General features: G+C 74.0%; 21 protein-coding genes. 10 read left to right on the top strand and 11 right to left on the bottom strand.

All coding sequences use genetic code 11. The features are described from left to right. Positions 1–527: 527 nt before the first annotated feature. The 3 genes from IG86_RS0133295 to IG86_RS0133285 all read left to right on the top strand — a co-directional run bounded on the left by IG86_RS0133295 (position 528) and on the right by IG86_RS0133285 (position 6,105). A complete protein-coding gene (locus tag IG86_RS0133295; RefSeq protein ID WP_030901985.1) occupies positions 528–4,085 on the top strand; it encodes a DNA polymerase III subunit alpha in 3,558 nt (1,185 codons plus the stop codon). After that, a complete protein-coding gene (locus IG86_RS0133290) occupies positions 4,082–5,086 on the top strand; it encodes a DNA polymerase Y family protein (RefSeq protein WP_030901982.1) in 1,005 nt (334 codons plus the stop codon). Before IG86_RS0133295 ends, IG86_RS0133290 begins: the two co-directional genes overlap by 4 nt. A 158-nt stretch (positions 5,087–5,244) precedes the next feature. Further along, complete coding sequence (locus tag IG86_RS0133285; protein WP_030831679.1) at positions 5,245–6,105, top strand: esterase/lipase family protein; 861 nt, start codon at positions 5,245–5,247, stop codon at positions 6,103–6,105. Positions 6,106–6,147: 42 nt separating this feature from the next. Here the strand turns inward: IG86_RS0133285 and IG86_RS0133280 are convergent, their stop codons facing one another. The 3 genes from IG86_RS0133280 to IG86_RS0133270 form a co-directional block, all read right to left on the bottom strand. Then, positions 6,148–7,227, bottom strand: a complete 1,080-nt coding sequence (locus tag IG86_RS0133280) for a lytic polysaccharide monooxygenase auxiliary activity family 9 protein (RefSeq protein ID WP_030901979.1) — start codon at positions 7,225–7,227, stop codon at positions 6,148–6,150. Positions 7,228–7,452: 225 nt separating this feature from the next. Beyond that, positions 7,453–7,935, bottom strand: a complete 483-nt coding sequence (locus IG86_RS0133275) for a ribonuclease FAU-1 family protein (RefSeq protein WP_030901977.1) — start codon at positions 7,933–7,935, stop codon at positions 7,453–7,455. Continuing rightward, positions 7,920–8,873 carry a GNAT family N-acetyltransferase gene (locus tag IG86_RS0133270; RefSeq protein ID WP_030901973.1) on the bottom strand — a complete coding sequence of 318 codons (954 nt, stop codon included), beginning with the start codon at positions 8,871–8,873 and terminating at the stop codon, positions 7,920–7,922. Before IG86_RS0133270 ends, IG86_RS0133275 begins: the two co-directional genes overlap by 16 nt. A gap of 71 nt (positions 8,874–8,944) precedes the next feature. Here IG86_RS0133270 and IG86_RS0133265 point away from each other — a divergent pair, with 71 nt between their 5' ends. Further along, positions 8,945–9,334, top strand: coding sequence for a GntR family transcriptional regulator (locus IG86_RS0133265; protein WP_244306219.1), 390 nt, complete (start codon positions 8,945–8,947; stop codon positions 9,332–9,334). A 79-nt stretch (positions 9,335–9,413) separates the two neighbouring features. Here the strand turns inward: IG86_RS0133265 and IG86_RS0133260 are convergent, their stop codons facing one another. Next, positions 9,414–10,544 (bottom strand): DUF5925 domain-containing protein, encoded by a 1,131-nt coding sequence (locus IG86_RS0133260; protein WP_385873539.1) that lies wholly within the window; start codon positions 10,542–10,544, stop codon positions 9,414–9,416. A 169-nt stretch (positions 10,545–10,713) separates the two neighbouring features. On the opposite strand from IG86_RS0133260, the gene IG86_RS0133255 reads away from it, so the two are divergent. Then, positions 10,714–11,517, top strand: a complete 804-nt coding sequence (locus IG86_RS0133255; protein WP_030901966.1) for an SGNH/GDSL hydrolase family protein — start codon at positions 10,714–10,716, stop codon at positions 11,515–11,517. On the opposite strand, the gene IG86_RS0133250 is transcribed toward IG86_RS0133255, so the two are convergent. Then, positions 11,487–13,199 carry a serine/threonine-protein kinase gene (locus IG86_RS0133250; protein WP_051785552.1) on the bottom strand — a complete coding sequence of 571 codons (1,713 nt, stop codon included), beginning with the start codon at positions 13,197–13,199 and terminating at the stop codon, positions 11,487–11,489. The two genes, IG86_RS0133255 and IG86_RS0133250, sit on opposite strands and share 31 nt — an antisense overlap. A 290-nt stretch (positions 13,200–13,489) precedes the next feature. Here IG86_RS0133250 and IG86_RS0133245 point away from each other — a divergent pair, with 290 nt between their 5' ends. Next, a complete protein-coding gene (locus IG86_RS0133245) occupies positions 13,490–13,759 on the top strand; it encodes a hypothetical protein (protein WP_172671376.1) in 270 nt (89 codons plus the stop codon). A 50-nt stretch (positions 13,760–13,809) separates the two neighbouring features. Here IG86_RS0133245 and IG86_RS0133240 read toward each other — a convergent pair whose 3' ends face one another. From IG86_RS0133240 to IG86_RS0133230, 3 genes are all read right to left on the bottom strand, one after another. After that, a complete protein-coding gene (locus tag IG86_RS0133240) occupies positions 13,810–15,006 on the bottom strand; it encodes a CaiB/BaiF CoA transferase family protein (RefSeq protein ID WP_030901961.1) in 1,197 nt (398 codons plus the stop codon). A gap of 101 nt (positions 15,007–15,107) precedes the next feature. Further along, a complete protein-coding gene (locus tag IG86_RS0133235) occupies positions 15,108–15,896 on the bottom strand; it encodes an ABC transporter permease (protein WP_030831708.1) in 789 nt (262 codons plus the stop codon). Continuing rightward, positions 15,893–16,861, bottom strand: coding sequence for a daunorubicin resistance protein DrrA family ABC transporter ATP-binding protein (locus IG86_RS0133230; protein ID WP_030831710.1), 969 nt, complete (start codon positions 16,859–16,861; stop codon positions 15,893–15,895). Before IG86_RS0133230 ends, IG86_RS0133235 begins: the two co-directional genes overlap by 4 nt. Before the next feature lie 74 nt (positions 16,862–16,935). Between IG86_RS0133230 and IG86_RS0133225 the strand changes: the two genes are divergently transcribed. After that, positions 16,936–17,661, top strand: coding sequence for a TetR/AcrR family transcriptional regulator (locus IG86_RS0133225; protein ID WP_030831714.1), 726 nt, complete (start codon positions 16,936–16,938; stop codon positions 17,659–17,661). A 219-nt stretch (positions 17,662–17,880) separates the two neighbouring features. Here IG86_RS0133225 and IG86_RS0133220 read toward each other — a convergent pair whose 3' ends face one another. Further along, positions 17,881–19,005 (bottom strand): type ISP restriction/modification enzyme, encoded by a 1,125-nt coding sequence (locus IG86_RS0133220; RefSeq protein WP_157854956.1) that lies wholly within the window; start codon positions 19,003–19,005, stop codon positions 17,881–17,883. A gap of 147 nt (positions 19,006–19,152) precedes the next feature. Between IG86_RS0133220 and IG86_RS43790 the strand changes: the two genes are divergently transcribed. Further along, positions 19,153–19,314, top strand: coding sequence for a hypothetical protein (locus IG86_RS43790; protein WP_167344737.1), 162 nt, complete (start codon positions 19,153–19,155; stop codon positions 19,312–19,314). A 38-nt stretch (positions 19,315–19,352) separates the two neighbouring features. Here the strand turns inward: IG86_RS43790 and IG86_RS0133210 are convergent, their stop codons facing one another. Further along, a complete protein-coding gene (locus IG86_RS0133210) occupies positions 19,353–20,102 on the bottom strand; it encodes a GntR family transcriptional regulator (protein ID WP_030831725.1) in 750 nt (249 codons plus the stop codon). Between the two features lie 68 nt (positions 20,103–20,170). Beyond that, entirely contained in the window at positions 20,171–21,514 is a 1,344-nt protein-coding gene (gene hmgA / locus IG86_RS0133205) for a homogentisate 1,2-dioxygenase (protein ID WP_030901955.1), read from the bottom strand. Positions 21,515–21,724: 210 nt separating this feature from the next. On the opposite strand from hmgA, the gene IG86_RS0133200 reads away from it, so the two are divergent. Beyond that, positions 21,725–23,893 carry a right-handed parallel beta-helix repeat-containing protein gene (locus IG86_RS0133200; protein WP_078906120.1) on the top strand — a complete coding sequence of 723 codons (2,169 nt, stop codon included), beginning with the start codon at positions 21,725–21,727 and terminating at the stop codon, positions 23,891–23,893. 107 nt (positions 23,894–24,000) lie between these two features. Further along, positions 24,001–24,819, top strand: a complete 819-nt coding sequence (locus tag IG86_RS0133195; RefSeq protein WP_030901951.1) for a cupredoxin domain-containing protein — start codon at positions 24,001–24,003, stop codon at positions 24,817–24,819. The last annotated feature ends 2 nt before the right edge of the window (positions 24,820–24,821 follow it).

Raw genomic sequence — 24,821 nt, 5'->3', positions numbered from 1 at the left:
GGCGGTGCCCCGCCGGAGTGTCTCCTCGGCTCGCGCGGTGCTGCCTGTCTCGGTTGTGCCCGGTGGTGCGCGCTCGTCCTGCGGGGACACTCCGCCGTGTCCCCACCCCACGGCAGCGCTCCGACAGTGCCCCGGAGCCTGCCCGACGCGGGAGGAGCGGGGACGGGGAGGGGTGTCCCCGCAGGACGAGCGCGCGACCGCTGGGTACTGCTGCGATGGCTCGCACGCGCCGAGCCGAGGAGATACCCCTCCCCGGCCCCGCGACCGGCCCGCACCGCGCCCGTATCCCGGTCCGCCCAACCCATACCGGGCAGGCGCAGCCAAACCCAGCCCCGCCGGCGATTGAGGCGCGGGGTCTGGGGCAGCGCCCCAGCACACACCGGGCCCCGGGCAGGCCCGGAACTGCCACTCCCCCCGCGGGAGCGGGACGACCCCCGTTGATCGAACAAGTGTTTCGCACGGGTATTCGAATTGCTCTATGGTGGAGAGCGGGGGTGGTGTTCTACGAGCGAAGCAGGAGGCCGCGGGTGCCTGGATTTACGCATCTGCACACCGTTTCGGGGTTCTCCATGCGCTACGGAGGATCGCACCCGGAGCGGCTGGCGGAGCGTGCCGCCGAGCGGGGCATGGACGCCCTCGCCCTGACCGACCGCGACACCCTCGCGGGTGCGGTCCGGTTCGCGAAGGCGGCGGCGCAGGCGGGCATCCGGCCGCTGTTCGGCGTGGACATGGCGGTGCCGCCCGCCGGGTCCCCCGCGACGGGCTCGGCCGGGCCGGGGGGCTCGACCGCGTCCGCCGCGGGCGGCGGTCCGGGCGGGGCCTCGTACCGGCGGCGTACCCCCGTCAAGGGCGGGGCGTTCCTGGACGAGTCCGCCGCGCGGGCCGTCTTCCTGGCCCGGGACGGGGCCGCCGGCTGGGCCGAGCTGTGCCGGATGGTCACCGCCGCGCACGCGGCGGCCGCCGAGGTCCCGCTCGTCCCCTGGGACGCCCTGCGCGGGGAAGGCGTCTTCGTCCTCCTCGGGCCCGGCTCCGAGGTGGGGCGGGCGCTCGCCGCGGGCCGCCCCGACCGGGCCGCCCGGCTGCTCGCGCCCTGGCGGGAGATCTACGGCGACGCCCTGCGCCTGGAGGCCGTCCACCACGGCCGCACCGGCACCGGCCCCGGCTCGCTGCGGCTGGCCGCCCGTACGGTCGGCTTCGCCGCCGAGCAGGGCGTCCCGGCCGTGCTCACGAACGCCGTCCGCTACGCCGACCCCGGCCAGGGCCCGGTCGCCGACATCCTCGACGCCGCCCGTCGCCTGGTCCCCATCGACCGCCGGGGTCCCCTCGACACCGGCGAGCGCTGGCTCAAGGCCCCCGCCGCCATGGCCGAGGCCGCCGACCTGATCGCCCGGGCGGCCGGCCTCGGCCCCGCCGACGCCCGACGCCTGCTGGCGCAGACCCGGCACACCGCCGAGGCCTGCTGCGTGGACCCCGAGGACGACCTCGGCATCGGCTCCGTGCACTTCCCCGAGCCCCGGCTCGTCGGCGCCGCCCACCGCAGCGCCCAACGGGTCCTCGCCTCCCGGGCCTCCGCCGGCATGGTGCTGCGCGGCTACGCGGGCGACCCCGCCTACTGGGAGCGGATGCACCACGAGCTCGACATCATCGCCCACCACGGCTTCGCCTCGTACTTCCTGACGGTCGCCCAGGTGGTCGACGACGTACGGGAGATGGGCATCCGGGTGGCGGCCCGCGGCTCCGGCGCCGGCTCCCTCGTCAACCACCTTCTCGGGATCGCGCACGCCGACCCCGTCGAGCACGGCCTGCTGATGGAGCGCTTCCTGTCCAAGCGCCGGCGCGTCCTGCCCGACATCGACATCGACGTGGAGTCCGCCCGCCGGCTGGAGGTCTACCGGCGGATCATCGACCGGTTCGGCGCCGAGCGCGTCGCCACCGTCTCCATGCCCGAGACCTACCGGGTCCGCCACGCCGTCCGGGACGTCGGCGCCGCCCTGTCCATGGACCCGGCCGTCGTCGACCGGCTCGCCAAGGCCTTCCCGCACATCCGGGCCCGCGACGCCCGCGCCGCGCTGCAGGAACTGCCCGAACTGCGCGACGTACGGGGGGAGTCGTACGGCCGGCTGTGGGAGCTCGTCGAATCGCTGGACGCGCTGCCGCGCGGGATCGCCATGCACCCGTGCGGGGTACTGCTCTCCGACGCCTCGCTGCTCGCCCGTACGCCCGTGGTCCCCACCAGCGGCGAGGGCTTCCCCATGTCCCAGTTCGACAAGGACGACGTGGAGGAGCTCGGGCTGCTCAAGCTGGACGTGCTGGGCGTGCGGATGCAGTCCGCGATGGCGCACGCGGTCGCGGAGATCCGGCGCGGCACGGGGGAGGAGCTCGACCTGGACGACCCGGCGCAGGTGCCGCCGGGCGACCGGGCCACGTACGAGCTGATCCGTTCGGCCGAGACGCTGGGCTGCTTCCAGATCGAATCGCCGGGCCAGCGGGACCTGGTGGGGCGGCTCCAGCCGGCCACCTTCCACGACCTGGTCGTCGACATCTCCCTCTTCCGCCCGGGGCCGGTGGCCGCCGACATGGTGCGGCCCTTCATCGAGGCCCGGCACGGGCGGGCGCCGGTGCGCTTCCCGCACCCGGACCTGGCCGACGCGCTGCGCGAGACGTACGGGGTGGTCGTCTTCCACGAGCAGATCATCGAGATCGTGGACGTCATGACCGGCTGCGGGCGGGACGAGGCGGACCGCGTGCGGCGCGGGCTGTCCGACCCGCCGTCGCAGGCGCGGATCAAGGTCTGGTTCGCGGCGAAGGCGGCCGAACGCGGCTATCCGGTGGAGGTGATCGCCCGTACCTGGGAGATCGTGGAGGCCTTCGGTTCGTACGGTTTCTGCAAGGCGCACGCGGTGGCCTTCGCCGTGCCCACCTACCAGTCGGCGTGGCTGAAGGCGCACCACCCGGCGGCCTTCTACGCCGGGCTGCTGACCCACGATCCGGGGATGTACCCGAAGCGGCTGCTGCTGGCGGACGCGCGGCGGCGGGGCGTGCCGGTGCTGCCGCTGGACGTGAACCGGTCGGCGGTCGCCCATCGCATCGAACTGGTGTCCGATGTCGGTGAGGTGTGGGGGCTGCGGCTGGGGCTCACCGACGTCCACGGCATCAGCGGGGCCGAAGCGGCCCGGATCGAGTCCGGACAGCCCTACGCCTCCCTGCGCGACTTCTGGGACCGGGCCCGTCCGGGGCGACCGGTCGCCGAACGGCTCGCCCAGGTGGGTGCCTTGGACTCGTTCGGCGCCAACCGGCGGGACCTGCTGCTGCACTTGACGGAACTGCACGGCGCGCAGCGCGCTGCGGGCGTGCGGGGCGGTGCCCAACTCCCGATGGAAGGAGGCCGCTCCACGGCGTCCGTCGGGCTGCCCGACCTGAGCGACGCGGAACGGCTCAGTGCCGAGCTGGGCGTCCTCGGCATGGACACCTCGCGGCACCTGATGGGCGACCACCACGCCTTCCTGGCCGAGCTGGGAGTGATCCCGGCGCGCCGGCTGCGGGAGACCGAGCACGGGCGGACCGTACTGGTCGCGGGGGCCAAGGCGGCCACCCAGACCCCGCCGATCCGGTCCGGGAAGCGGGTCATCTTCACGACGCTGGACGACGGTACGGGCCTGGTCGACCTGGCCTTCTTCGACGACAGCCACGAGCGGTGCGCGCACACCGTCTTCCATTCCTTCCTGCTGCTGGTACGAGGTGTCGTGCAGCGGAGGGGCCCGCAGAGCCTGAGCGTGGTCGGGGCGGCGGCGTGGAACCTGGCCGAGCTGGTGGAACTGCGGGCGACGGGCGGCCTGGACGCGGTCGCGGCCCGCCTCGCCGAGCCGGCCGGCGGACCGGCCGGTGAACCGGGCGGGCAGGACGGCGAACCGGTCGCCGCAGGGGAGGCCGGGGGCGGCGGGGAACCGGCGGTGAAGGGCCCCGGGCGCACGATCCGCATGTCCACGGGGTACGAGATGAACCCCTGGGCCGACCTCCAGCCGCCCGGCACCGGCCCCGCGACCGGCCGCAAGCTGTGGCACTCCAGCCCGGGGAGCGCGGGATGAGCGCCACCGGGAAGGCCGTGATGTGCCTGCGCCTGCACCCCGCCGGCGGAGGGCCGCTCGGGGCGCGGGAGTACGCCGGGGTGCTCGCGCTGCTCGGCGGGATCACCCCGGCCGTGCAGGCCCTGCCGCCCGACGCCGCCCTCGCCGATGTCCGGGGAGCGCTGCGCTACTTCGGCTGCGACGCCCGCCGGCTGGCCGCCGTGATCCGGGTCCGGGCCCTCGCCCTCTACGGCGTGGACGCCGCCGTCGGCGTGGCCGGCAACCCCATGCTGGCCCGGGCGGCGGCCCGCGAGGCCGGCCCCGGGGGAACCCTGGTGCTCCCCGAAGACCCCGCCGCCGTGCGGGACTTCATGGCGGACAAGCCCGTCACCGCGCTCGACGGGGTCGGACCCAAGGCCGCCCGCACCCTGTGCTCCTACGGCCTCGATTCCGTCGGCCGGGTCGCCGCCGCCCCGCCCGCCGCCCTGCGCAGGATCCTCGGCGCCCGGCTCGGCCGCGAGGTGCACGAGCGCGCCCTCGGGATCGACCGGACCCCCGTCCGGCCGGGCGCGGCCGCCCGCGCCGTCGCCGCCGAGCGGCTCTTCGACCGGGACGAGCTGGATCCCGTACGGCACCGGCGGGCGCTGCTGTCGCTGACGCAGGAGCTCGGCGCGAAGCTTCGTACACAAGAGGACGGGCAGGTGTGCCGGGTCCTCTCGCTCACCGTCCGCTGCGCCGACCGCACCACGCTCACCCGGACCCGCACCCTGGCCGAACCCACCGCGCACTCGGCGGCACTCACCGCCACGGCCTACGCCCTGTACGAGGGCCTCGGCCTGCAACGGGCCCGGGTCCGCGCGCTGTCGCTGCGGGCCGAGGAGCTGGTCCCGGCCGAACGGGCCGTACGGCAGCTCAGTTTCGACCCCGAGGACGAGAAGGCCCGCCGCCTGGAAGCCGTCACGGACCGGGTCCGTACGCGCTTCGGTCAGCACGTCATCGCGCTTGGCACGCTGGCCGCCTGACGGTCGGTCGGACGACACGCGAGTTTTTACCGACGCGTAACTTCCCTGTGTTGCTACTCACACGTAATTTAGCGGCAGCAGCGCCCCCCCTTGTGATCCGGATCACGGGACGAACCCCCACGCTCATCCCCTTGAGTCGACCGCAAGGAGATCACACGATGCTGCCCTGGAGACGCCTGCTCCGCCCGCTGGCCGTCCTCACCCTCACCGCCGCCGCACTCGTCGCCCCCACCGGCGCAGCGCAGGCCGCATCCGCTCCCAGCAGCGGCTGGAACGACTGGTCCTGCAAGCCGTCCGCCGCGCACCCGCGCCCCGTCGTCCTCGTCCACGGCACCTTCGGCAACTCCTGGGACAACTGGCTGGGCTTCGCCCCGTACCTCGTGCACCGGGGGTACTGCGTCTACTCGCTCGACTACGGCCAGCTGCCCGGCGTGCCCCTCTTCAACGGGCTCGGCCCCATCGACAAGTCCGCCGAACAGCTCGACGTCTTCGTCGACAAGGTGCTCGCCGCCACCGGCGCGTCCAAGACCGACATCGTCGGGCACTCGCAGGGCGGCATGATGCCGCGCTATTACCTGAAGTTCCTCGGCGGCGCGCCGAAGGTGAACGCGCTGGTCGGGCTCGCCCCCGACAACCACGGCACGACCCTGCTCGGCTTCACCAAGCTCCTCCCGTACTTCCCCGGGGCCGAGGACCTGATCAGCAGCGCGACCCCCGGCCTCGCCGACCAGATCGCCGGCTCCGCCTTCCTGCAGAAGCTCAACCAGGGCGGGGACACCGTGCCCGGGGTGAAGTACACGGTGATCGCCACCAAGTACGACGAGGTGGTGACCCCGTACCGCAGCGGCTTCCTGGAGGGGCCGAACGTCCGCAACGTCGTGCTCCAGGACCTGTGCTTCCTGGACCTCTCCGAGCACGTCACCATCGGGCTGACCGACCGGATCGCCTGGCACGAGGCGGTCAACGCCCTCGACCCGGCCCATGCCGAACGGACCACCTGCGCCTCGGTCTTCGACTGACCCGGGCGCGGGCGGTCCGCCCGGTGTGAAGGTTCCTACCGGCTAGCGGCCGCGCCGGCCCGCCGTCGTCGCACGGCGGCGGGCCATCGCGAACAACACGGCCGCGCCGACGGCCAGTGCGCCGGCCCCGGCGATGGCGATGGACGGGGTGGCGCTGTTGCCGCCGGTCTCCGCCAGGTTGCCGCCGGCCGGGGTGCCCGAGTCCGCCGAGCCCGAGGAGGACGGCGAGGACTGGGAGGGGAGCGGGGCGGCGGCCGCGCCGTTCGTCTTCGGGTCGTTGTCGCCGTGGCCGTTGTGCTCCACCGTGGACTTGCCGGCGCCGTCGGCGATCTGCTGGTCGGTCGGGGCGGAGGGCTTGTCGGACGGCTTGGACCCGTTGCCGCTGCCGCTGCCGCTGCCGCTGCCGCTGCCGTTGCCGTTGCCGTTGCCGTTCCCGGTGCTGGGCTTGGCGCTCGGCGAAGCCCCCGCACCGCCGTTGTCCTTGCCGAAGACCACGTCCGAGCAGGTGTAGAAGGCCTCCGGGCTGTCGGAGCGCTGCCAGATGCTGTAGATCAGGTGCCGGCCGGACTTGGCGGGGACGGTCCCGGAGAAGACGTAGTCGCCGTTCTGCATGCCCGGGTCGGTGGCCTTCGCGAACGGCGCGGGCTCCAGGTCCGACCACTTCAGCGGCTTCGACGGGTCGTAGCCGTCCTTCGTCACGTACAGCTCGAAGGAGCCCTTGTGCGGGGCCGTGCCCTTGTAGCGGAAGGTGTGCGGGCCGGCGGACATGGGGCTGGCCGGCCAGTCGCCGCGGGCCAGGTCCAGCCCCTGGTACTTGTCGTTGCCCGCCGAGCACAGCTGGCCGTTCGGGATCAGCGCCCGGTGGTTGCCGGCCGCGTTGGCGATGTTGACGGCGTTCCAGTCGTAGAACGCCTGTGCCCCGCTAGAGGCGACCGCGGCCTTGCACGCCGCCGACTTCGGCGACTCCGGTCCCTCCGCGTAGCACGCCGCGACCCGGCTGACCGGGTCCGTCATCGAGCCGTGGGCGACCGCGGGAACGGCGGCGTACACGGCCAGCGCGAGCGGGGCGGCACCGGCGGCTGCGATACGGATCGGCATGACGGTACGGCGGCGTGCGGACATGAGCGGATCTCCTTCGGCAAAGGCGGGGGCGCGCCGGCGGAACGCGGCTCGGCGGCGCCGCCCCCCGGCGGCGCCACGACCGGCCCTTCCTGTCCTGGCCCCGCCAAGCTAGCCCCCGGACCACGCCTTTTCCCCGCACGAACCCCCCATCAGAGGATCCTTAGGCTCCACTTAAGGCAGGCGAAAGAGCGCCATCAGGAACCCGGCCTGCGGGGGGACGCTCGTCTAGCGCAGGAGCGCGGACAGGCCGGGTTCGGAGTGGGCCTGGTCGTCCAGGGCGTCCAGGGCGCGGACGGCCTGGGCCGCCGCCTCCGGGTCGCTCGCCGCGAGGCCGCTCTCGGCGAACTCGTCCTCGTCCAGCCGCAGGACGGACGTCCCGTCCGCCGAGACCCACAGGTCGAGGTCCAGGTCCTCCACGAGGATCTCCCCGTTCCGGACCAGGGCCGGACGCGTCACGTCGCAGTACCAGCCCTTCAGGACGCCGTCGCCCGTCCGGACCTCCTTGACCGCGTACCAGCGGGTCCGCCAGAAGTGCTCCACGAACACGTCGCCCGGCTCGAAGCGGACGAAGCCGAAGTCCCGTACGCCCTCGGCCGCCCAGGGGGCCCGTACGGAGATGCGGTCGCCGTCGTCGGCGACCTGCGTCGCCGGATAGCGGATCTTGGTCCGGCCGGCCTTGGTCAGGACGACGGTCAGTTGCTCGGCCACTGGGTCCCCAGCTCCCTCGTGTAGTGCGTCTCGGTCGCGCAGATCTCGTACCCGAACCACCGGTTGATGGCGAGCATCGGGTCGTTGCCGCTGTCGTTGCCGGTGAACGCCTCGGTGTAGCCGGCCGCGCGGGCCCGGTGCAGGGAGGTGTTCTTGGCGAGCTTGGCCAGGCCGCGGCCCCGGAAGGCGCGCAGGGTGCCGGTCATCGCCGAGCCGTAGCGGGTGGCGCCGTCGGTCCGGGCGGCGCTGAAGGCCACCGCCCGCCCGTCGACCAGGGCGACGGTCGTCAGCTCCTTGTCGAGGGAGGGGTTGTGCCAGATGCGGGCCAGCCAGTCCTCGTAGTCGTCGAGATCGGCCTGCACGTCACCCGGTTCGTCGGCCGTCGACTCGGAGTCGATCGCGAAGAGGGGACGCGGGTCCGCGGCGAAGGCGGTCGCCGGCCGCAGCTCCACCCCGGCCGGGAGGGCCTCCGGGAGCGCGGGCAGCGCGGCCGCCGTCAGGTCCAGGCGCAGGAAATGCGCCGAGCGGCCGGGCCGGTAGCCGTGCCGCTCGGCGAAGGCGCGGTGCTCGGGCTCGTCGAGCACCCAGGCGTAGGAGTCCACCGCGCCCCGGGCGGCCAGGTGCTCCTCGGCCGCGCCCAGCAGGAGCCGGCCGGCGCCGAGGCCGCGGCGGGCGGGGTCGACGTACGCGTTGACGTACCCCTGGCCCGGCCGGGGGCTGTCGTGCGCGATGCCGGCCTGGGCGCTGCCGACGACCTCGCCGTCCGCGGTCTCGGCGACGAGGACGCGGTGGTGGCGGGCGGGGTGGGCGCGGGAGACCTCGAAGGTCACGTCCCCGGCACTGGTGATCAGGTACGGCAGAGCCGCGCGGCGTACCCGTACCACCGACTCGACGTCCCGGAGGTCACCCGGACGGAGATCGCGGATCAGAACGGTCATGCGGCAGACGCTACGGGCGCCCGCGTGCCCGGCGCCTCCCAATTAACCGCCGATGGTGGACAATCACCCCCGTGAGCTCGACGAACCTGAAGATCACCATCGACGGCTCGGCCGGGTCGGCCGCCCCGTACGAACAGCTGCGCGCGCAGATCGCCGCCCGGGCCCGCTCCGGGAAGCTGCCGGCCGGCTTCAAGCTGCCGACGGTACGGGGGCTGGCGGAGGAGCTGGGGCTGGCCGCCAACACCGTCGCGAAGGCCTACCGGGCGCTGGAGACCGACGGGGTGATCGAGACGCGGGGCCGCAACGGGACCTTCGTCGCGGCGGCGGGGGAGGGTGAGGCGCGCGAGGCGGCATCGGCCGCGCAGGCGTTCGCGGAGCGGGTGCACCGGCTGGGGCTGACGGAGGCGGAGGCGATCGCCGCCGCCACCGCCGCCCTCCGGGCCCGGTACGCCGCGAAGTAGCCCGGCGCGGCCCGGCGGCCCGGCACCCGGGGGCTCCGCCCCCGGACCCCCGCGCCTCGGACGCCGGCGGGGCTGTCCCCTAGAGGTAGAGCCCCGCCTCCGAGTGGGACTGGGGCGGCAGAACCGCCGCCGGGCCCGTGCCGCGGCGCAGGGCGAAGAGTTCCGCCAGGGTGGCGCCCTCGCGGGGGACGCCCTCCTCGGTGCCCAGCCAGTCCACCGCCTCCCCGTGGGTCAGCCGGCCGACCTCGATGCGGGCCAGGCAGCGGCCCGGGCGGACCACCGCGGGGTGGAGCCGCTCCAGGTCCTCGTTGGTCGTCACGCCGACCAGGACGTTGCGGCCCTGCCCCAGCAGGCCGTCCGTCAGGTTCAGCAGCCGCGACAGCGCCTGGCCCGCCGTGTGCCGGGCCTCGCCGCGGATCAGTTCGTCGCAGTCCTCCAGCAGCAGGAGCCGCCAGCGGCCCTTCGCCGTGCCCTCGTCCTCGCCGATCGCGATGTCCATCAGGTAGCCGACGTCGTTGAACAGCCGCTCCGGGTCCAGGACGCAGTCCACCTGGCACCAGTCCCGCCAGGACCGGGCCAGCGTGCGCAGGGCCGAGGTCTTGCCCGTGCCGGGCGGGCCGTGCAGCAGGAGCAGCCGGCCCGCGATGTCGTCCGGGGTCACCTTCATCAGCCGGTCCATGGCCGAGGCGACCGGCGCGGTGTAGTTGGGCCGCACCTCCGCCCAGGTCCCGGCGGCGATCTGGCGGGTCGTCCGGTACGGGCCGCGGCGCGGGGAGACGTACCAGAAGCCCATCGTGACGTTCTCCGGCTGCGGTTCCGGCTCGTCCTGCACGCCTTCGGTGGCCTGGCCGAGCACGCCGGCGGCGAGTTCGTCGCTGACCGCCGTCACGGTGACGTCCGCGCCCCGGCTCCACCGGGAGACGAGCATGGTCCAGCCCTGTCCCTCGGCGAGGGTGGCGCTGCGGTCGCTGTCGCGCGCCGAGCGCAACACCGTGGCCTCCGGCGGCAGGAGGGTCGCCTCCGCCTTGACCCGCTCGATCGACACGCTGTGCGAGTAGGGCTGCTCGCCCGAGGCGAACCGGCCGAGGAACAGCGCGTCGACGACGTCCGACGGTGAATCGCTGTCGTCGACGTTGAGCCGGATCGGCAGCGCGTCATGCGGGTTGGCTGGCATGGCGCCCATGATCCGGCACGAGGTGCCCTCGTGCACCCGTGTTTCGCCGGATCGGGTGCCAAGTTCCCCCTTCAAACGCAGGGGGAGTGAAGATTCCGGCCGCAACTCCGCCCCGAACATTCTTGGCATGGACACTTCCGGCAACCCTCGGCTGCTTGTACCAACAACTCAGGAGTAACCCCCACAAGGAGCCGCACACATGAGCATGAGAATGTCGCGCTTCGCTGCCCTGACCTCCTCCCTCTTACTCACCGCGAGCGCCGCGCTGTTCGGCGCCGGCCAGGCGTCCGCCGCCCAGGCCGACTTCGGCTACGTCGCCCTCGGCGACTCGTACTCCTCCGGACTCGGCGCCGGCAACTACGACGGCGCGAGCGGCAACTGCAAGCGCACCACCCGCGCCTACCCCGCCCTCTGGGCCGCGGCCCACTCCCCCCAGACCTTCGCCTTCACCGCCTGCTCCGGCGCCCGTACGGGTGATGTGCTCTCTGGCCAGCTCGGCCCGCTCAACTCCGGGACCGACCTCGTCAGCATCACCATCGGCGGCAACGACGCCGGATTCTCCGACGTCATGACGACCTGTGTGCTCCAGTCCGAATCCACCTGCGTCAACCGCGTGAACCAGGCCAAGGCCTACGTGGACTCCACCCTCCCCGGCCAGCTCGACCAGGTCTACGACGCCATCGACAGCCGGGCACCCGCCGCCCGCGTCGTCGTCCTCGGCTATCCCCGCTTCTACAAGCTGAACGGCACCTGCACCACCGGTCTGACCGAGGGCGAGCGCGCCGCCATCAACGGCGCCGCCGACCACCTCAACGCCGCCATCGCCAAACGCGCCGCGAACCACGGCTTCGCCTTCGCCTCCGTCGCCGGCGCCTTCACGGGCCACGAGATCTGCTCCGGCAGTCCGTGGCTGCACAGCGTCAACTGGCTGAACATCGCCGAGTCCTACCACCCGACCGCCTCCGGACAGTCCGGCGGCTACCTGCCCGTCCTCACCAACGCGGCCTGATCCGGCCCGCCGTCCTGCGGGGTCGCCGCCGGACCGGCCGTCGGCGACTGCGCAGACGGGCTCGCGCCGGGGGAGGAGGCCCCGCCCGTCGGGGTCGCCTCCTCGCACGTCACGGAGGTCGCCACCCACTCGGTGGCGACCTCCGCCGGTCCCCGCACCTCCAGCCGGACCGCGTCCTCGGAGACCGCGCCGGGCACGTGCGTCAGCTCGGTGTGCTCCAGCCGCCGGCTCTTCGGCCCGGCCGCCTCGTACGTGACGGTCTGCCAGCCGGGCCCGGAGGTCCGTCCGCTGCGCGTGGCCCAGCGGTACTCCAGCGCCACCGGGACGCTCTCCACCTCGACGGTCGCGGTGAAGAAGGGTGCGCGCCCGGCGGGCGGCGGACAGCTCCCGGTGTACGCGGTGCGCACCGCGTCCACGTACACGGAGACGTGCGGGCCCGCGGTCGGCGAGGCCGGGGTCGGGGCCGATGGCGACGCGGGCGCGGAGGTCGGCGCGCCGGACGCGGGCGCCGTGGTGGCGGCCGGGGCGGTGGCCGAGCCCGTCGGGGCACCCCCGTTCCCGCCGCGGCCGTCCTTGTCCCCGAGGTCCCCCAGCAGCACCCAGCCCAGCGCGGCCAGGGCGAGCAGCAGCAGGGCGATCCCGACGGCGAGCACCGGCCCGGCCGCGCCCCGCCCCTCCCCGGACCCGGCCGAGGGCAGCGGACCGCCCGCCGGCGCCGGCGCCGGCCCGGGTACGCGGGTCGTCGGCGCCCGCGGTCCGTACGGCCCCGCACCGCCGCGCGGTTCGTGCCCGTGGCGGGCCGTCGACATCGGCGCGTCCGGTCCCGACACCGGGCCACCGGACGCCCGTACGGCTCCGCCCGCGCCCACCACCCGCAGCATCCGGGCGGCCTCCGCCGCGTCCAGCCGCTCCGCGGGGTCCTTGCGCAGCAGCCCCTCCAGTACGGGCGCCAGCGGTCCGGCCCGGCGCGCCGGGGGCGGCTCCTCGTCCGCAACCGCCCGCAGCGTGTCCAGCGGGGTCGCCCGCCGGAACGGCGTGACCCCCTCGACGCAGGCGTAGAGCATCACCCCGAGCGACCACAGGTCCGACCCGGGGCCCGGTTCGCGCCCCAACGCCCGCTCGGGCGCCAGGAATTCGGGGGAGCCGACCACCTCGCCCGTCATGGTGATGGCCGAGGAGCCCTCCAGGCTCGCGATCCCGAAGTCGCTGAGCACGACCCGGCCGTCGTTGGCGATCAGCACGTTGGCCGGCTTCACGTCCCGGTGCAGCACCCCCGAGTCGTGAGCGCACCGCAGTGCGGCCAGGACCTGCTCGCCTACGTGCGCGGCACGCTGCGGGGTCATCGGTCCCTCCGCCTCCAGCACGTCCGCCAGCGACAGTCCGCGCACCAGCTCCATCACGATCCAGGGCCGGCCGTCCTCGGAGGCCACGTCGTAGACCGTGACCACCCCCCGGTGCGAGACCCTGGCGGCGGCCCAGGCCTCCCGCTCCAGCCGCCGGTACATGCGCTGGAGTTCGGCGGCGTCCAGGCCGGCCGGTGCGCGTACCTCCTTGACGGCGACGTCGCGGGCCAGCACCTCGTCCCGGGCCCGCCACACCACGCCCATCCCGCCGCGGCCGATCTGCTCCAGCAGCCGGTAGCGGCCCGAGACGACACGATCGGAGTTGGCTTCCTCACTCACGCGAGCCCCCCGAATGCTTCTGTGCGCCCATGTGTCATCGACCGGTCACTCCAAGTTAGCGCAGTGTGCGTCGCGTGACCCCTGTCGTGACGAGACTCGCGCCGAGCTCTTCCGGAGCGTGATTTTCGCGCCCGCTCCTGTGCGGAGAGTAATGGGCGACTCCGCTGAGTAATCGTCAACTGCCCGTCGCCACAGGGGTAATTCACACCACCGGGATACCCGCGGGCAACGCGGGGGCGATAGGGTTAACCTGCCCGGGCCGGGTGCCCTCGTACGGGTGGGGAGAGATCATGGAACAGATAGCAATGCGCAGCAGGCCGCCTCGCGTGCCTGCCATCACCTGCGGCAGTAGTGCGACCAGTTCGCGCCTCGACCGCCACCTCGCCGTGCTGGGCGGACCCGCCGTCCCGCACCGGGAGGCCGCGGAGGCGACGCTGCTGATGCGCGAGCTCACCTCCCGCGACCACACGCACCGTCTGCGGAGCCGGAGCGCGCGCGTCTCGCTCTTCGCCCCGCTGCGCCGTCTGCGTCGCACGCTCTTCGGCAGCCGCCGCTCGTAACAGACCCCGCACCCGCGGCCGTTCGCCTTCCCGGCCTCCGGCCACCGGCCCTACGCGATCACACCGTCCCGGCGCAGTTCCGAGATCCGTGCGCCCGCCATCCCCAGGGCGTGCAAGAGGTCATCGGTGTGCTCACCCAGCGCGGGCACCGCACCCATGTGCGGTGCCGCGCCGCCCGGCAGCCCGATCGGCGGCAGCAGGGCCCGCAGCGGACCCGCCGGCGATCCCACCTCCCGCCACCGGTCCCGGGCCGCGAGCTGCGGATGACCGGCCAGTTGGGCCACCGAGTTCAGCCGCGCGCAGGCGATGCCCGCCGCCTCCAGGCGTCCGATCGCCTCGTCCGCGTCCAGCCGGCCCAGCGCCTCCGCCACGACCGCGTCGGTCTTCTCCCGGTTCCCGGTGCGTGCCGTGTTCGTCGCGTACTCCGGATCCTCGGCCAACTCGGGTCGCTCCAGCACCTGTTGTGCCAGCCGCCGCCACTCGCGGTCGTTCTGCACCGACAGCAGCACCCGGTCCCCGTCCGCCGTCGCGTAGGCGTCGTACGGGGCGATCACCGCATGCGCGAGTCCCGTGCGCTCGGGCTGCTCCCCGCCGTGCATCGTGTGGTGCAGCGGATGCCCCATCCACTCGGCGAGCGCGTCCAGCATGGACACCTCCACCCTGCCCCCGCGCCCGGTGACACCGCGGCGCAGCAGTGCGGCCAGCACCCCCGAGAAGGCGTACATGGCCGCCGCGATGTCGGCCGCCGGGATCCCCGCCTTGACCGGCTGCTCCGGGGTGCCCGTCACCGACACCAGCCCCGCCTCGCACTGCACGAGCATGTCGTAGGCGCGCTTGTGGGCGTACGGGCCCTCCGCGCCGTAGCCGGACACGTCCACGGCGACCAGCCGCGGGTAGCGGGCGCACAGCGCGGTCGAGTCGAGCCCGAGGCGGGCGGCGGCCCCCTGCGCGAGGTTCTGCACGAAGACGTCCGCACCGGCCAGCAGGCCGTGCAGCACCTCACGGCCGCGCGGGTCCTTCAGGTCGAGCGCGATCGACTCCTTGCCCCGGTTGGCCCACACGAAATGGGAGGCCAGGCCGTGCGCGGCGGTGTCGTAGTCACGGGCGAAGTCGCCGCCGTCGGGACGCTCGACCTTGATCACCCTGGCGCCGAGGTCGGCGAGCTGACGGGTGGCGAAGGGGGCCGAGACGGCCTGTTCGACGGCGACGACGGTGATGCCGTCCAGGGGCAGCGGTTCGGTGGTCATGAGGCCCTGCCTACCGGGTCGGACGGGGGTCTGTCACCACTCGGCGGCCGATATGCGCCGTTGATCGCCTATGAGGGCCCGCGTGATCGCCCGAGGGCCCGTCAGGCTCCGCCGCGTCCGAACCTCCGCGTGGTCGGCGGCACGAACACCACGAGGAGCACCACCGACCACAGCAGCGCCCCGGCCACCGGATGCGCGACGGGCCAGGCGGCGTCCGGCGCGGTCCGCGCCCCGGCGTTCCCGCACAGTTCGCGCACGGCGGTGGCGACGGCGCTGATCGGGTTCCACTCGGCGACCGTGCGCAGCCATCCGGGCAGGCCCGCCGTCGGCAGGTACGCGCTGGACAGCATCGGCAGGACGAAGGTGGCGCCGCCCAGCTGGCCCGCCGCCTCCTCGCTGCGGCTCAGCAGGCCCAGGTACGTGCCCACCCATGCGGTGGCGAAGCGGAACAGCAGCAGCACGCCCAGGGCGCCCAGCGCGCCGGGCAGGCCGGTTTCGATCCGCCAGCCCATCGCCAGTCCCACCAGCATCAGCGGCACCATCGACACGCCGGTGGTGAGCAGGTCGGCCGCGGTCTGGCCGAGCGGGACGGCGGTCCGGCTCATCGGCAGGGTGCGGAAGCGGTCCGTCACCCCGCGGTGGGCGTCCTGCGCGGCGGTGAACATTCCGGCCATCAGGCCGTTCGCGGCGGTGGCGGCGAGCAGCCCCGGTACCAGGAACTCCCGGTACTCGGCGCCGGGCATGGCGAGCGCGCTGCCGAAGACGTAGCCGAAGAAGAGCAGCATTGTGATCGGCATGGTCTGGGTGAGGATCAGGAGCGCCGGTGCGTGGCGGGCCTTCTGGAGCTGGCGGGTCAGGACGGCGGCGCCGTCGTACAGCAGGGTGCTCATGCGGCGGGCTCCTGTTCCGGGCGGGCGGTCCGGGCCCGCGTGACGCGGAGGAACACCTCGTCGAGGGTGGGCGGGCGCAGCCGGGCGTCGGTGACCGGGACGCCGGCGGTGTCGAGTTCGCGAATGATCCGCGGCAGGGTGATCCCGCCGTCGAGGACGGTGACGCCGACCGTCAGCCGTTCCTCGTCGAGCACGGGCCGGGCGCCGGTGAGCCGGTCGAGTACGGCGGCGGCGCCCGCGAGTTCCTCCCGCGCGGTCACGGCGACCTCGGCGCGGGACCCGATCAGGGCCTTCAGGCGGGCCGGGGCGCCGCCGGCGAGGACCCGGCCCTCGGAGACGACCGCGATGTCGTCGGCCAGGCGGTCCGCCTCCTCCAGGTACTGGGTGGTGAGCAGCACCGTGGTGCCCTCCTCGGAGAGCGCGCGCACCGCGGTCCAGATGTGCTCGCGGGCGGCCGGGTCCAGGCCGGTGGTGGGTTCGTCGAGGAAGAGCACCCGGGGGCGGGTGACGAGCCCGGCGGCCAGGTCCAGGCGCCGCCGCATGCCGCCGGACCAGGTGGAGGCCACCCGGTCGGCGGCCTCGCCGAGCCCGAAGCGCTCGATCAGGCCGTCGGCGGTGGAGCGGGCCCGCGAGCCGCGCAGTCCGGCGAGCCGCGCGAACAGCCGGAGGTTCTCCCGGCCCGTCAGGTCCCCGTCCACGGAGGCGTACTGGCCGGTCACGCCGATGGCGCGGCGGACCGCCGCCGGGTCGCGGGTGACGTCGTGGCCGGCGACGAGGGCGCGGCCGCCGGTGGGCGCGGTGAGGGTGGTCAGGATCCGGACGGCTGTGGTCTTGCCCGCGCCGTTGGGGCCGAGGAGGCCGCAGACCGAGCCCTCGGGGACGGCGAGGTCGAGCCCGCGCAGGGCGTGGGTCCGGCCGTAACTCTTCTCCAAGCCCTCACTAAGTACAGCGTACGTAGTTGTCATACGCGTCACCGTACCCCATTACGTACGGCGTACGTAACTAAGATGGTGTCGAGACGACTGAGGTGATCTGAGCGATGACAGCCGGCGGGCGACCCGCTGAACCCGAAGTGATCTGGTCCCGCCCCCAGCGGGCCGGCCGCGGCCCCAGGCCCGCGCACAGCCGCGAGTCGATCGCGGCGGAGGCGGTGCGGATCGCCGACGCGGAGGGGATCGAGGCCGTGTCCATGCGGCGCGTCGCCGCCGGGATCGGCGCGGGGACCATGTCCCTCTACAACTACGTGCCGCGCAAGGAGGAGCTCTACGAGCTGATGGTCGACGCCGTCAGCGGCGAGTACGAGTTCACCGCGCCGACCGGCGACTGGCGCGCCGACCTGCTGGCCCTCGCCCGCCAGACACGGGCACTGATGCACCGCCATCCGTGGCTTCCGCGCCTGCTGAGCCCCGTGTACGGCTTCAGCCCGAACGCCCTGCGCTACCTGGAGCACAGCCTGGAGTGCCTGGCGCCGCTGGACGTGCCCGACGCCGAGAAGCTGGAACTCGTGGCCGCCGTCAACGGCACCGTCGCGACCTACGTGGCCGGGGAACTGGCCCTGGCCGAGCGGGCCCGAGCGCTGCCCTGGAGCGAGGACGAGGAGCAGGGCGTACGGACGGCCTGGCTCGGCTCCCGCCTGGCCTCGGGGGAGTACCCGCGGTTGGCGGCGGCCGTCTCGGGCACCGGCCCGGTCCCCGGCGCGGGCCTGGACATGGCCGCGGTCTTCGACCGCTCGGTGTCCCGGCTGCTGGGCGCCTGGGGGACGTAGAACCGGGGCCGGGGCCTGCGGTCCGTGGCGTACGGTCCGGGCCTGCGGTGCGTGGCGTGCGGTGCGTGGCGTACGGTCCGGGCCTGCGGTGCGTGGCGTACGGTCCGGGCCTGCGGTGCGTGGCGTGCGGTGCGTGGCGTGCGGTCGTGGCCTGCGGTGCGTGGTGCGGTCCGGGCCTGCGGTCCGCGGTCCTTGGCGTGCGGGCCGGGGTCCGGCCGGTCAGAGCAGCGCGAACTGGCCGCCCGGGCCCTCCTCCTGGTGGTCCAGCACCGAGGCCGGGCGCCGGCTCCACGCCGGCGGCGGCAGCACCCCGGCCGCGCGCAGCTCCGCGGTGGGCAGACCCGGGCCGGGCTCGAACGCGGCCCGTTCCGGGGTCAGTTCGGCCAGCAGCGCCAGGGTGGTCACCAGCGCGAGCAGCTCCGAGGTCCAGCTCTGCGGCCACTCGGCCGGGCCCAGCGCCGCCAGGCCGTCCGCCTCGGGTCCGCGGTGCGCCGTACGCGCGGCGAACCAGCTCTCCAGCACGCGCACGCCCTGCACCTCGTACTCCCACGCCCCGGCCGGAACGGGGGAGACCGTCCCGCTCCCGAGCGCCAGCGTCTCGGTCTCCGCGTCGTACGCGAGCCCGCCCGGCCACCCCCCGACCGCCGAGCGGACGTACGGGCGGCGGCCGCCGGGCAGCCGCGGCGCCTCCCCGCCGCGAGCCCCGCGCAGCTGGACGGTGAGCATCCGGTGCCCCAGCTCCAGCCCGGCCCGCCAGCGCCCGGGATCGGCGGCGAGCGGGACCTCGTACCCCCGCGGCCCGGGCCGGCCGGCCGCCAGGATCCAGCACAGCACGTCCTCCGGGGTCACCCAGCCGCCGTGGCGCTCGCCCAGCAGCGTCAGCAGGCCGGGGGCGAGGTTCGGCTCGGCGCCGCCCGGGCGCCGGTGCAGGGGACGGATCCGGCCGAGCCGGCCGGCCGGGAGGTGCGCGGTGACCAGCGGATCCGGGGCCTCGACGAGGAACAGCTGGTGCTCGTCGAGGACCCGCCACAGCTCCGGGCGGGCGGTGTCGATCAGTCGCTGGTCGGGCAGGAGCCACTGCTCGTCGAAGGGCTCGCGCAGCACGCGTACGGGGTCTGGGCAGGGGCCGGGAGCGTCGGCGAAACGTGCCGTCCCCGCCGAGCGCTGCCCCGGCAGCGCGGCCGCCGAGGCGGTGGGCGTGCGGCTGCGGCTCGGGCGGAACAGCCGGTCCCGCTCGGCGCCTTCGGCGCCCGCCAGGACGGACCAGCGGGTGCGCAGGGCCGCCGGATCGGGCGAAGCCACCCAGTCCCGGCCCAGGCGCAGGCCGCCCACGGCCCAGGGCATCAGATCGTCCAGCAGCGGGTCCGGCTGCGGTGTGTCAGCGCTCACGCCGCCGATGGTAGCGACGGGCTCCGATGCCCGGGCTGCGTCCAGGCCGACGAGCTACGCTGCTTATGTATGGATACGTACGGTATCGACCGAGGAGCGGTCATGAGCCAGTACGACGAATACTCGACTCCGTCCCAGGCCGAGGGCGAACGCCTCGACGAGGACATGGACGAGGCGCAGCGCAAGGAACGCCACCCCCAGACGATGCGCACCACGCCGTCCCAGGCGGAGGGCGAGCGCACCGCCGACGACGAGAAGAAGTGACGACGAGCGGGAGCGGTGTGGGGACGTGACGCCGCCGGTCAGTGCGCGTCGACCGTCACCGTGAAGGAGAACCGGTCGCCCCGGTAGCGGATCCGCGCCACGTCCACCACCCGGCCGTCCTCGTCGTAGGTCACGCCCGTGTAGTGCAGGATCGGGCTGAGCAGCGGGACCTGGAGCAGTTCGGCCGTCTCCGGGTCCGCCAGCCGGGCCTCCACGGTGTCCGTGATCCGGCTGATGCGCACCCCCACGACGTCCCGCAGCACCTTCGTCATCGGCCAGCGCTCCAGGTCGGCGAGGTCGACGGCCTCGGCGAACTCCGGCAGGACCGCGTTCTCCGCCCAGTTGGTCGGCTCGCCGCTCTCCCGGTCGCGCCGCAGACGCCGGTAGGTGACCACCTCGGGCGTGCCGGGGAAGTGCTCCAGCAGCTCCCCGGCCACGGGTGTGCGTCCGTGGCCGAGGACGGTGGTGCTGTCGCCCGACTGCTGGGCCACGATCGCGTCGACCGAACCCAGCAGCCGGACCGGGGTGCTGCGCAGTGCGCCCGGCTCGATGAAGGTGCCGCGCCGCCGGTGCCGGCTGATCAGGCCCTCGCCCTCCAGCTCCTTGAGCGCCTGCCGCATGGTCAGCACGCTCACCCCGTAGTGCTCGGCCAGCTGCTCCTCGGTGGGCAGGCGCAGCGAGGCGTCCGGGGTCCGCCCCAGTATCGAGGCGCGCAGTGACTGCGAGACCTGGTACCAGAGCGGGAGCTTCCGGTTCAGTACCAGCGAGTCGGGGGCGAAGGCGGTCACGGGTGGATCTCCGAACGGCTGGACGGTGCTGACGTGCGGCGGCGCATGCGCAGGGTATGCAGTGCGGGTCAGGCGCGGAAGTGGCGCTGCAGACCCTGCCACACGTCGTCGTAACCACGCTGGAGGTGGTCCGCGCCGGCCGCCTGGGCGGTGGCGGTGATCGGCCAGCGGGTCTCGAACATGAAGGCCAGGCCGTCGTCGATCTTCTGCGGCTTCAGGTCGGCGGCGCTGGCCCTGTCGAAGGTCTCGTGGTCGGGGCCGTGCGCGGACATCATGTTGTGGAGCGAGCCGCCGCCGGGGACGAAGCCCTCCGCCTTGGCGTCGTAGGCGCCCTCGATCAGGCCCATGTACTCGCTCATCACGTTGCGGTGGAAATACGGCGGACGGAAGGTGTCCTCGCCGACCAGCCAGCGCGGCGCGAAGACCACGAAGTCCACGCCCGCCAGGCCCGGGGTGTCCGACGGCGAGGTCAGGACGGTGAAGATCGACGGGTCCGGGTGGTCGTAGCTGATGGAGCCCAGGACGTTGAAGCGGCGCATGTCGTACACGTACGGGACGTGGCTGCCGTGCCAGGCGACCACGTCGAGCGGGGAGTGGTCGTAGGTGGCGGACCAGAGGTTGCCGCAGAACTTGTTGATCACCTCGGTCGGGCGCTCGATGTCCTCGTACGCCGCCACGGGGGCCTGGAAGTCGCGCGCGGCGGCCAGGCCGTTGGCGCCGATCGGGCCCAGGTTCGGCAGCTCGAAGGGCTGGCCGTAGTTCTCGCAGACGTAGCCGCGGGCATCGGCGTCCAGCAGCTCGACGCGGAAGCGGACGCCGCGGGGAACGAGGGCCATGTCGCCCGGGTGGGCGGCGAGCAGCCCCAGCTCGGTGCGCAGGAGCAGTCCCCCGCGCTCGGGGACGATCAGCAGCTCGCCGTCGGAGTCGCTGAAGACCCGGTCGGTCATGTCGGCGTTGGCGGCGTAGAGGTGGATGGCCATGCCGGCGCGCTGGGCGGCGTCGCCGTTGCCGCCGAGGGTCCACAGGCCGGACAGGAAGTCGGTGCCGGGGGCCGGGTCGGGCAGCGGGTTCCAGCGGAGCCGGTTGGGGTCCGGTACGGCCTCGGTGAAGGGGGCGGAGCGCAGGGCCCCGTTGTCGATCCGGGTGAAGGGCGGGTGCGCGGCCGAAGGACGGATCCGGTAGAGCCACGAGCGGCGGTTGTGGGTGCGGGGCTCGGTGAAGGCGCTGCCGCTGAGCTGTTCGGCGTAGAGGCCGAGGGGGGCGCGCTGGGGCGAGTTCCGGCCGATCGGCAGTGCGCCGGGGACGGCCTCGGAGCTGTGTTCGTTGCCGAAACCGGTGAGGTACTCCAGTGCCTCGGCCGTCTTCCTGGCCTGCTCACTGCCGGCGTGCGCGCTGTCGGCCTGCTCGCTCATGTGCTGCTCCCGCTCCGTCGAAGGAATCCTATGGTCGACAGTAGGATTCCCCGGCCCGCGCGTCAACGGCGTCCCTCGGGGGTCCGGGGGCGGCCGGGCGGGAGGAAACGGCGGGATCCGGGAGGAAGGGGCGCGGGGCGTCCGGGAGGGGGTGCGGATTCGCTCCCGGGGGGGATCACAAAAGATGAACATTGCTCTACTCTCACGCGCATGTCGTGGACCCGCAGGTTCCCTGCCGTGCCGGCGGCGCTCCTCGCCGCCCTCCTCGCCCTCCTGTCCCTCTTCGCCGCCGCCCCCGCCGCCACCGCGCACGAAGAGCGCCCGGTCACCTTCCCGGACGGCTCCGGATCCGTCCCGCAGTACCGCGAGGCCGACCCCGACCTCATCGTCTGCAAGACGGACCGGCCCGCCTTCGAACGCCGGATATCCGCCTTCCCCGAGGAGCTCAAGGCCCGCAACCTCGCCCTGTACGAGCGGTGCGAGAAGAACGGCTACCGCCACCTCCAGGAAGCCGTCGACGCCGTCGACCGCCCCGGGATGAACATCGCGATCCTCCCCGGCCTCTACGAGGAGGAGCCGTCGCTGCCCGAACCGGCGGGGGAGTGCGCCGCGCTCAAGGCACCCGACTCCGCGCTCGGCTACCAGATCCTGACGTACGAGCAGCAGACGCAGTGCCGGCACAACCAGAACCTCGTCGCCGTCCTCGGCAAGAAGAACCTGCAGATCGAGGGCACCGGCGCGTCCCGGCTCGACGTGGTGATCGACGCCAAGTACCAGAAGCTGAACGCCATCCGCGCCGACAAGTCCGACGGCGTCTACTTCCGCAACTTCACCGCCCAGCGCACCACCTTCAACTCGCTGTACGTCCTCGCCGCCGACGGCTTCGTCATCGACGACGTGCTGACCCGCTGGAACGACGAGTACGGCTTCCTGACCTTCGCCAGCGACCACGGGCTCTACAAGAACTGCGAGTCCTACGGGAACGGCGACTCCGGCATCTACCCCGGCAGCGCGTCCGACATCAACGACGGCCGCGGCTACGAGGTCCCCCGCTACTCCATCGAGATCACCGGCTGCCGCAGCCACCACAACATGGTCGGCTACTCCGGCACCGCCGGCGACTCGGTGTGGGTGCACGACAACGAGTTCGACCACAACATGGGCGGCGCCTCGATGGACAGCGCCTTCCCCGGACACCCCGGACTCCCGCAGAACCACGCCAAGTTCCAGCGGAACCTGATCCACGACAACAACCAGGACTACTACCGCCACGTCGCCGACGGAACGTGCGCCAAGCCCCCGATCGAGCGCGGCTACGAACGCGGAGTGGTCTGCCCGCAGATCTCCATGCCGCCGGGCACCGGCATCATCACCGCGGGCGGCAACTGGAACCTCTACGAGGACAACTGGGTCTACGGGCACGAGCGCGCCGGCTTCTTCCTCAGCGCCGTCCCCGCCTTCATCCGCGGCGAGGAGGCCTGGTCGAAGCAGACCGACACCTCCCACCACAACCGGTACGCCGGCAACGTGCTCGGCAAGGACAAGTCCGGCGCCGCCCGCCCCAACGGCATGGACGTCTGGTGGGACGGCCAGGGCAGCGGCAACTGCTGGCAGGACGGCCCCGACGGCTCCACCCCGGGCACGGTCCCGCGGTGCGGGGAGCGACGGGGCACCGTCTCGGGGGCGTCGGCCCGCCTGGTCGGCGAGCCGGTCAAGCTGGTCCAGCTCCTCGTCTGCGCCGACTACAACGTCCAGGCGCGCAAACTCCCGGCCGGCTGCGACTGGTACGGCGCGCGCGGACTGCAGCGGGTCGAGACCCAGCTCGCCCTGGCCGTGGCCGCGGTGCTGCTCCTGGTCGGCGGGGTCCTGTGGTGGCGCCGCCTGCGCGGCTCCCGCCTGGGCACGGCCGCCACCCTGGCCGGGCTGGCGGGCCTGGTCCTGGACGTGGCCGGCTCCACCATGCCCCTGACCGCCACCTTCGTCCCGGCGCTCGCCCTCCTGCTGCTCGGCCTGTGGTGGACGGGAGCCGGCCTGGTGCTGCGCCCCACGCGCCCCTGGCTGGCCCGCCTGACCCTGCTGCTGGCCGGACTCACCCTGCTGGACGCCTTCGACAAGGCCGTCCTGATGATCCCGTGGACCCCCCTCAGCCCCGCCTGGGTGCGGTCCCTGGTGGCCGTGGTCTGGATCCTGTGGACGGTCGTCGCCTCGGCCCGCCCGGCCGCCACCCCCGATCCGGGCGCCGCCCGCGGTCCGGCTGCCACCCGCGAGGGCGGCGACCCGCCCGTCCCGGCCGGCAGGGCCGCGGCCCCGCACGAGCCCCAGGCGGCCGAGGCGGCTCAGGAACCGCAGACGCCCGAGGCAACCGGAGGCCAGGCGTGACCGCCCGGACCGACGACCGGATCCCGTGCGACGCCGGCCGCACGCCGCCCCGCGCGGCCCGCGGGCCCCGCGGGGCGGCGCACCGCCGACCCGCCCGCGGCGCGGCCCTGCTCGCCCTCGCCCTGCTCCTCGCGGGCGGCGCGGCGACGGGCTGCGGCGGGCGGGCCACCACCCACCACAAGCCCGGCACCAGCCACGAGCAGGCCTCCGGCAGCGTCGGCACCCTGCTCCCCGCCGCCGACGCGGCCGGCCACAAGCTCCGCGAGGTCCCGGCCGAGGGCGCCCCGGAAGTCCAACTGGCCACCCGCCCCGACTCCGAGGACGGCTGGAACCTCCAACTGAGCGTGAAGAACTTCCGCTTCACCCCCGACAGCACCGGCGGCGCCGCCCTCCCGGGCGCCGGCCACGCCCACCTGGAACTCGACGGACGCAAGATCGCCCGGCTGTACGGCCCCTGGTTCCACCTGCCCGCAGCGCAGGTCCCCGAGGGCGCGCACACCCTGACCGTCCGCCTCTACGCGGACGACCACACCGCCTGGGCGGTGTCCGGCAAAGCCGTCGAGGGCACGACGCAGCTCACCGCCCCCGCCCCGGGCCGGTCCGGAGGCCACGGTCACGGCGACTCCCAGCCCACGCAGTCGCCGACGCCCGGCCAGGAGCAGGCGGACCGCACGGTCAGCATCACCGTCCGGGACGGCAAGGTCAGCCCCGCCCCGGCCCGCACCGAGCTGCGGCGCGGCGAACGCGTCGCCCTGCGCGTCACCAGCGACCACGCGGACACCCTGCACGTCCACGGCTACGACAAGGAACTCGCCCTGCCCGCAGGCCAGGAGGCCACCCTGATCCTGACGGCCGACCGCACGGGCCTCTTCGAGGTCGAGACCCACGAGTCCGCCCTCGTCCTGACCCAGCTCCTCGTCCGATGACC

The sequence above is a fragment of the Streptomyces virginiae genome (assembly GCF_000720455.1).
Taxonomy (GTDB): Bacteria; Actinomycetota; Actinomycetes; order Streptomycetales; family Streptomycetaceae; genus Streptomyces; species Streptomyces virginiae.
The sequence above is the reverse complement of the archived record's forward strand: the minus strand, read 5'-3'. Positions and strand labels throughout refer to the sequence as shown.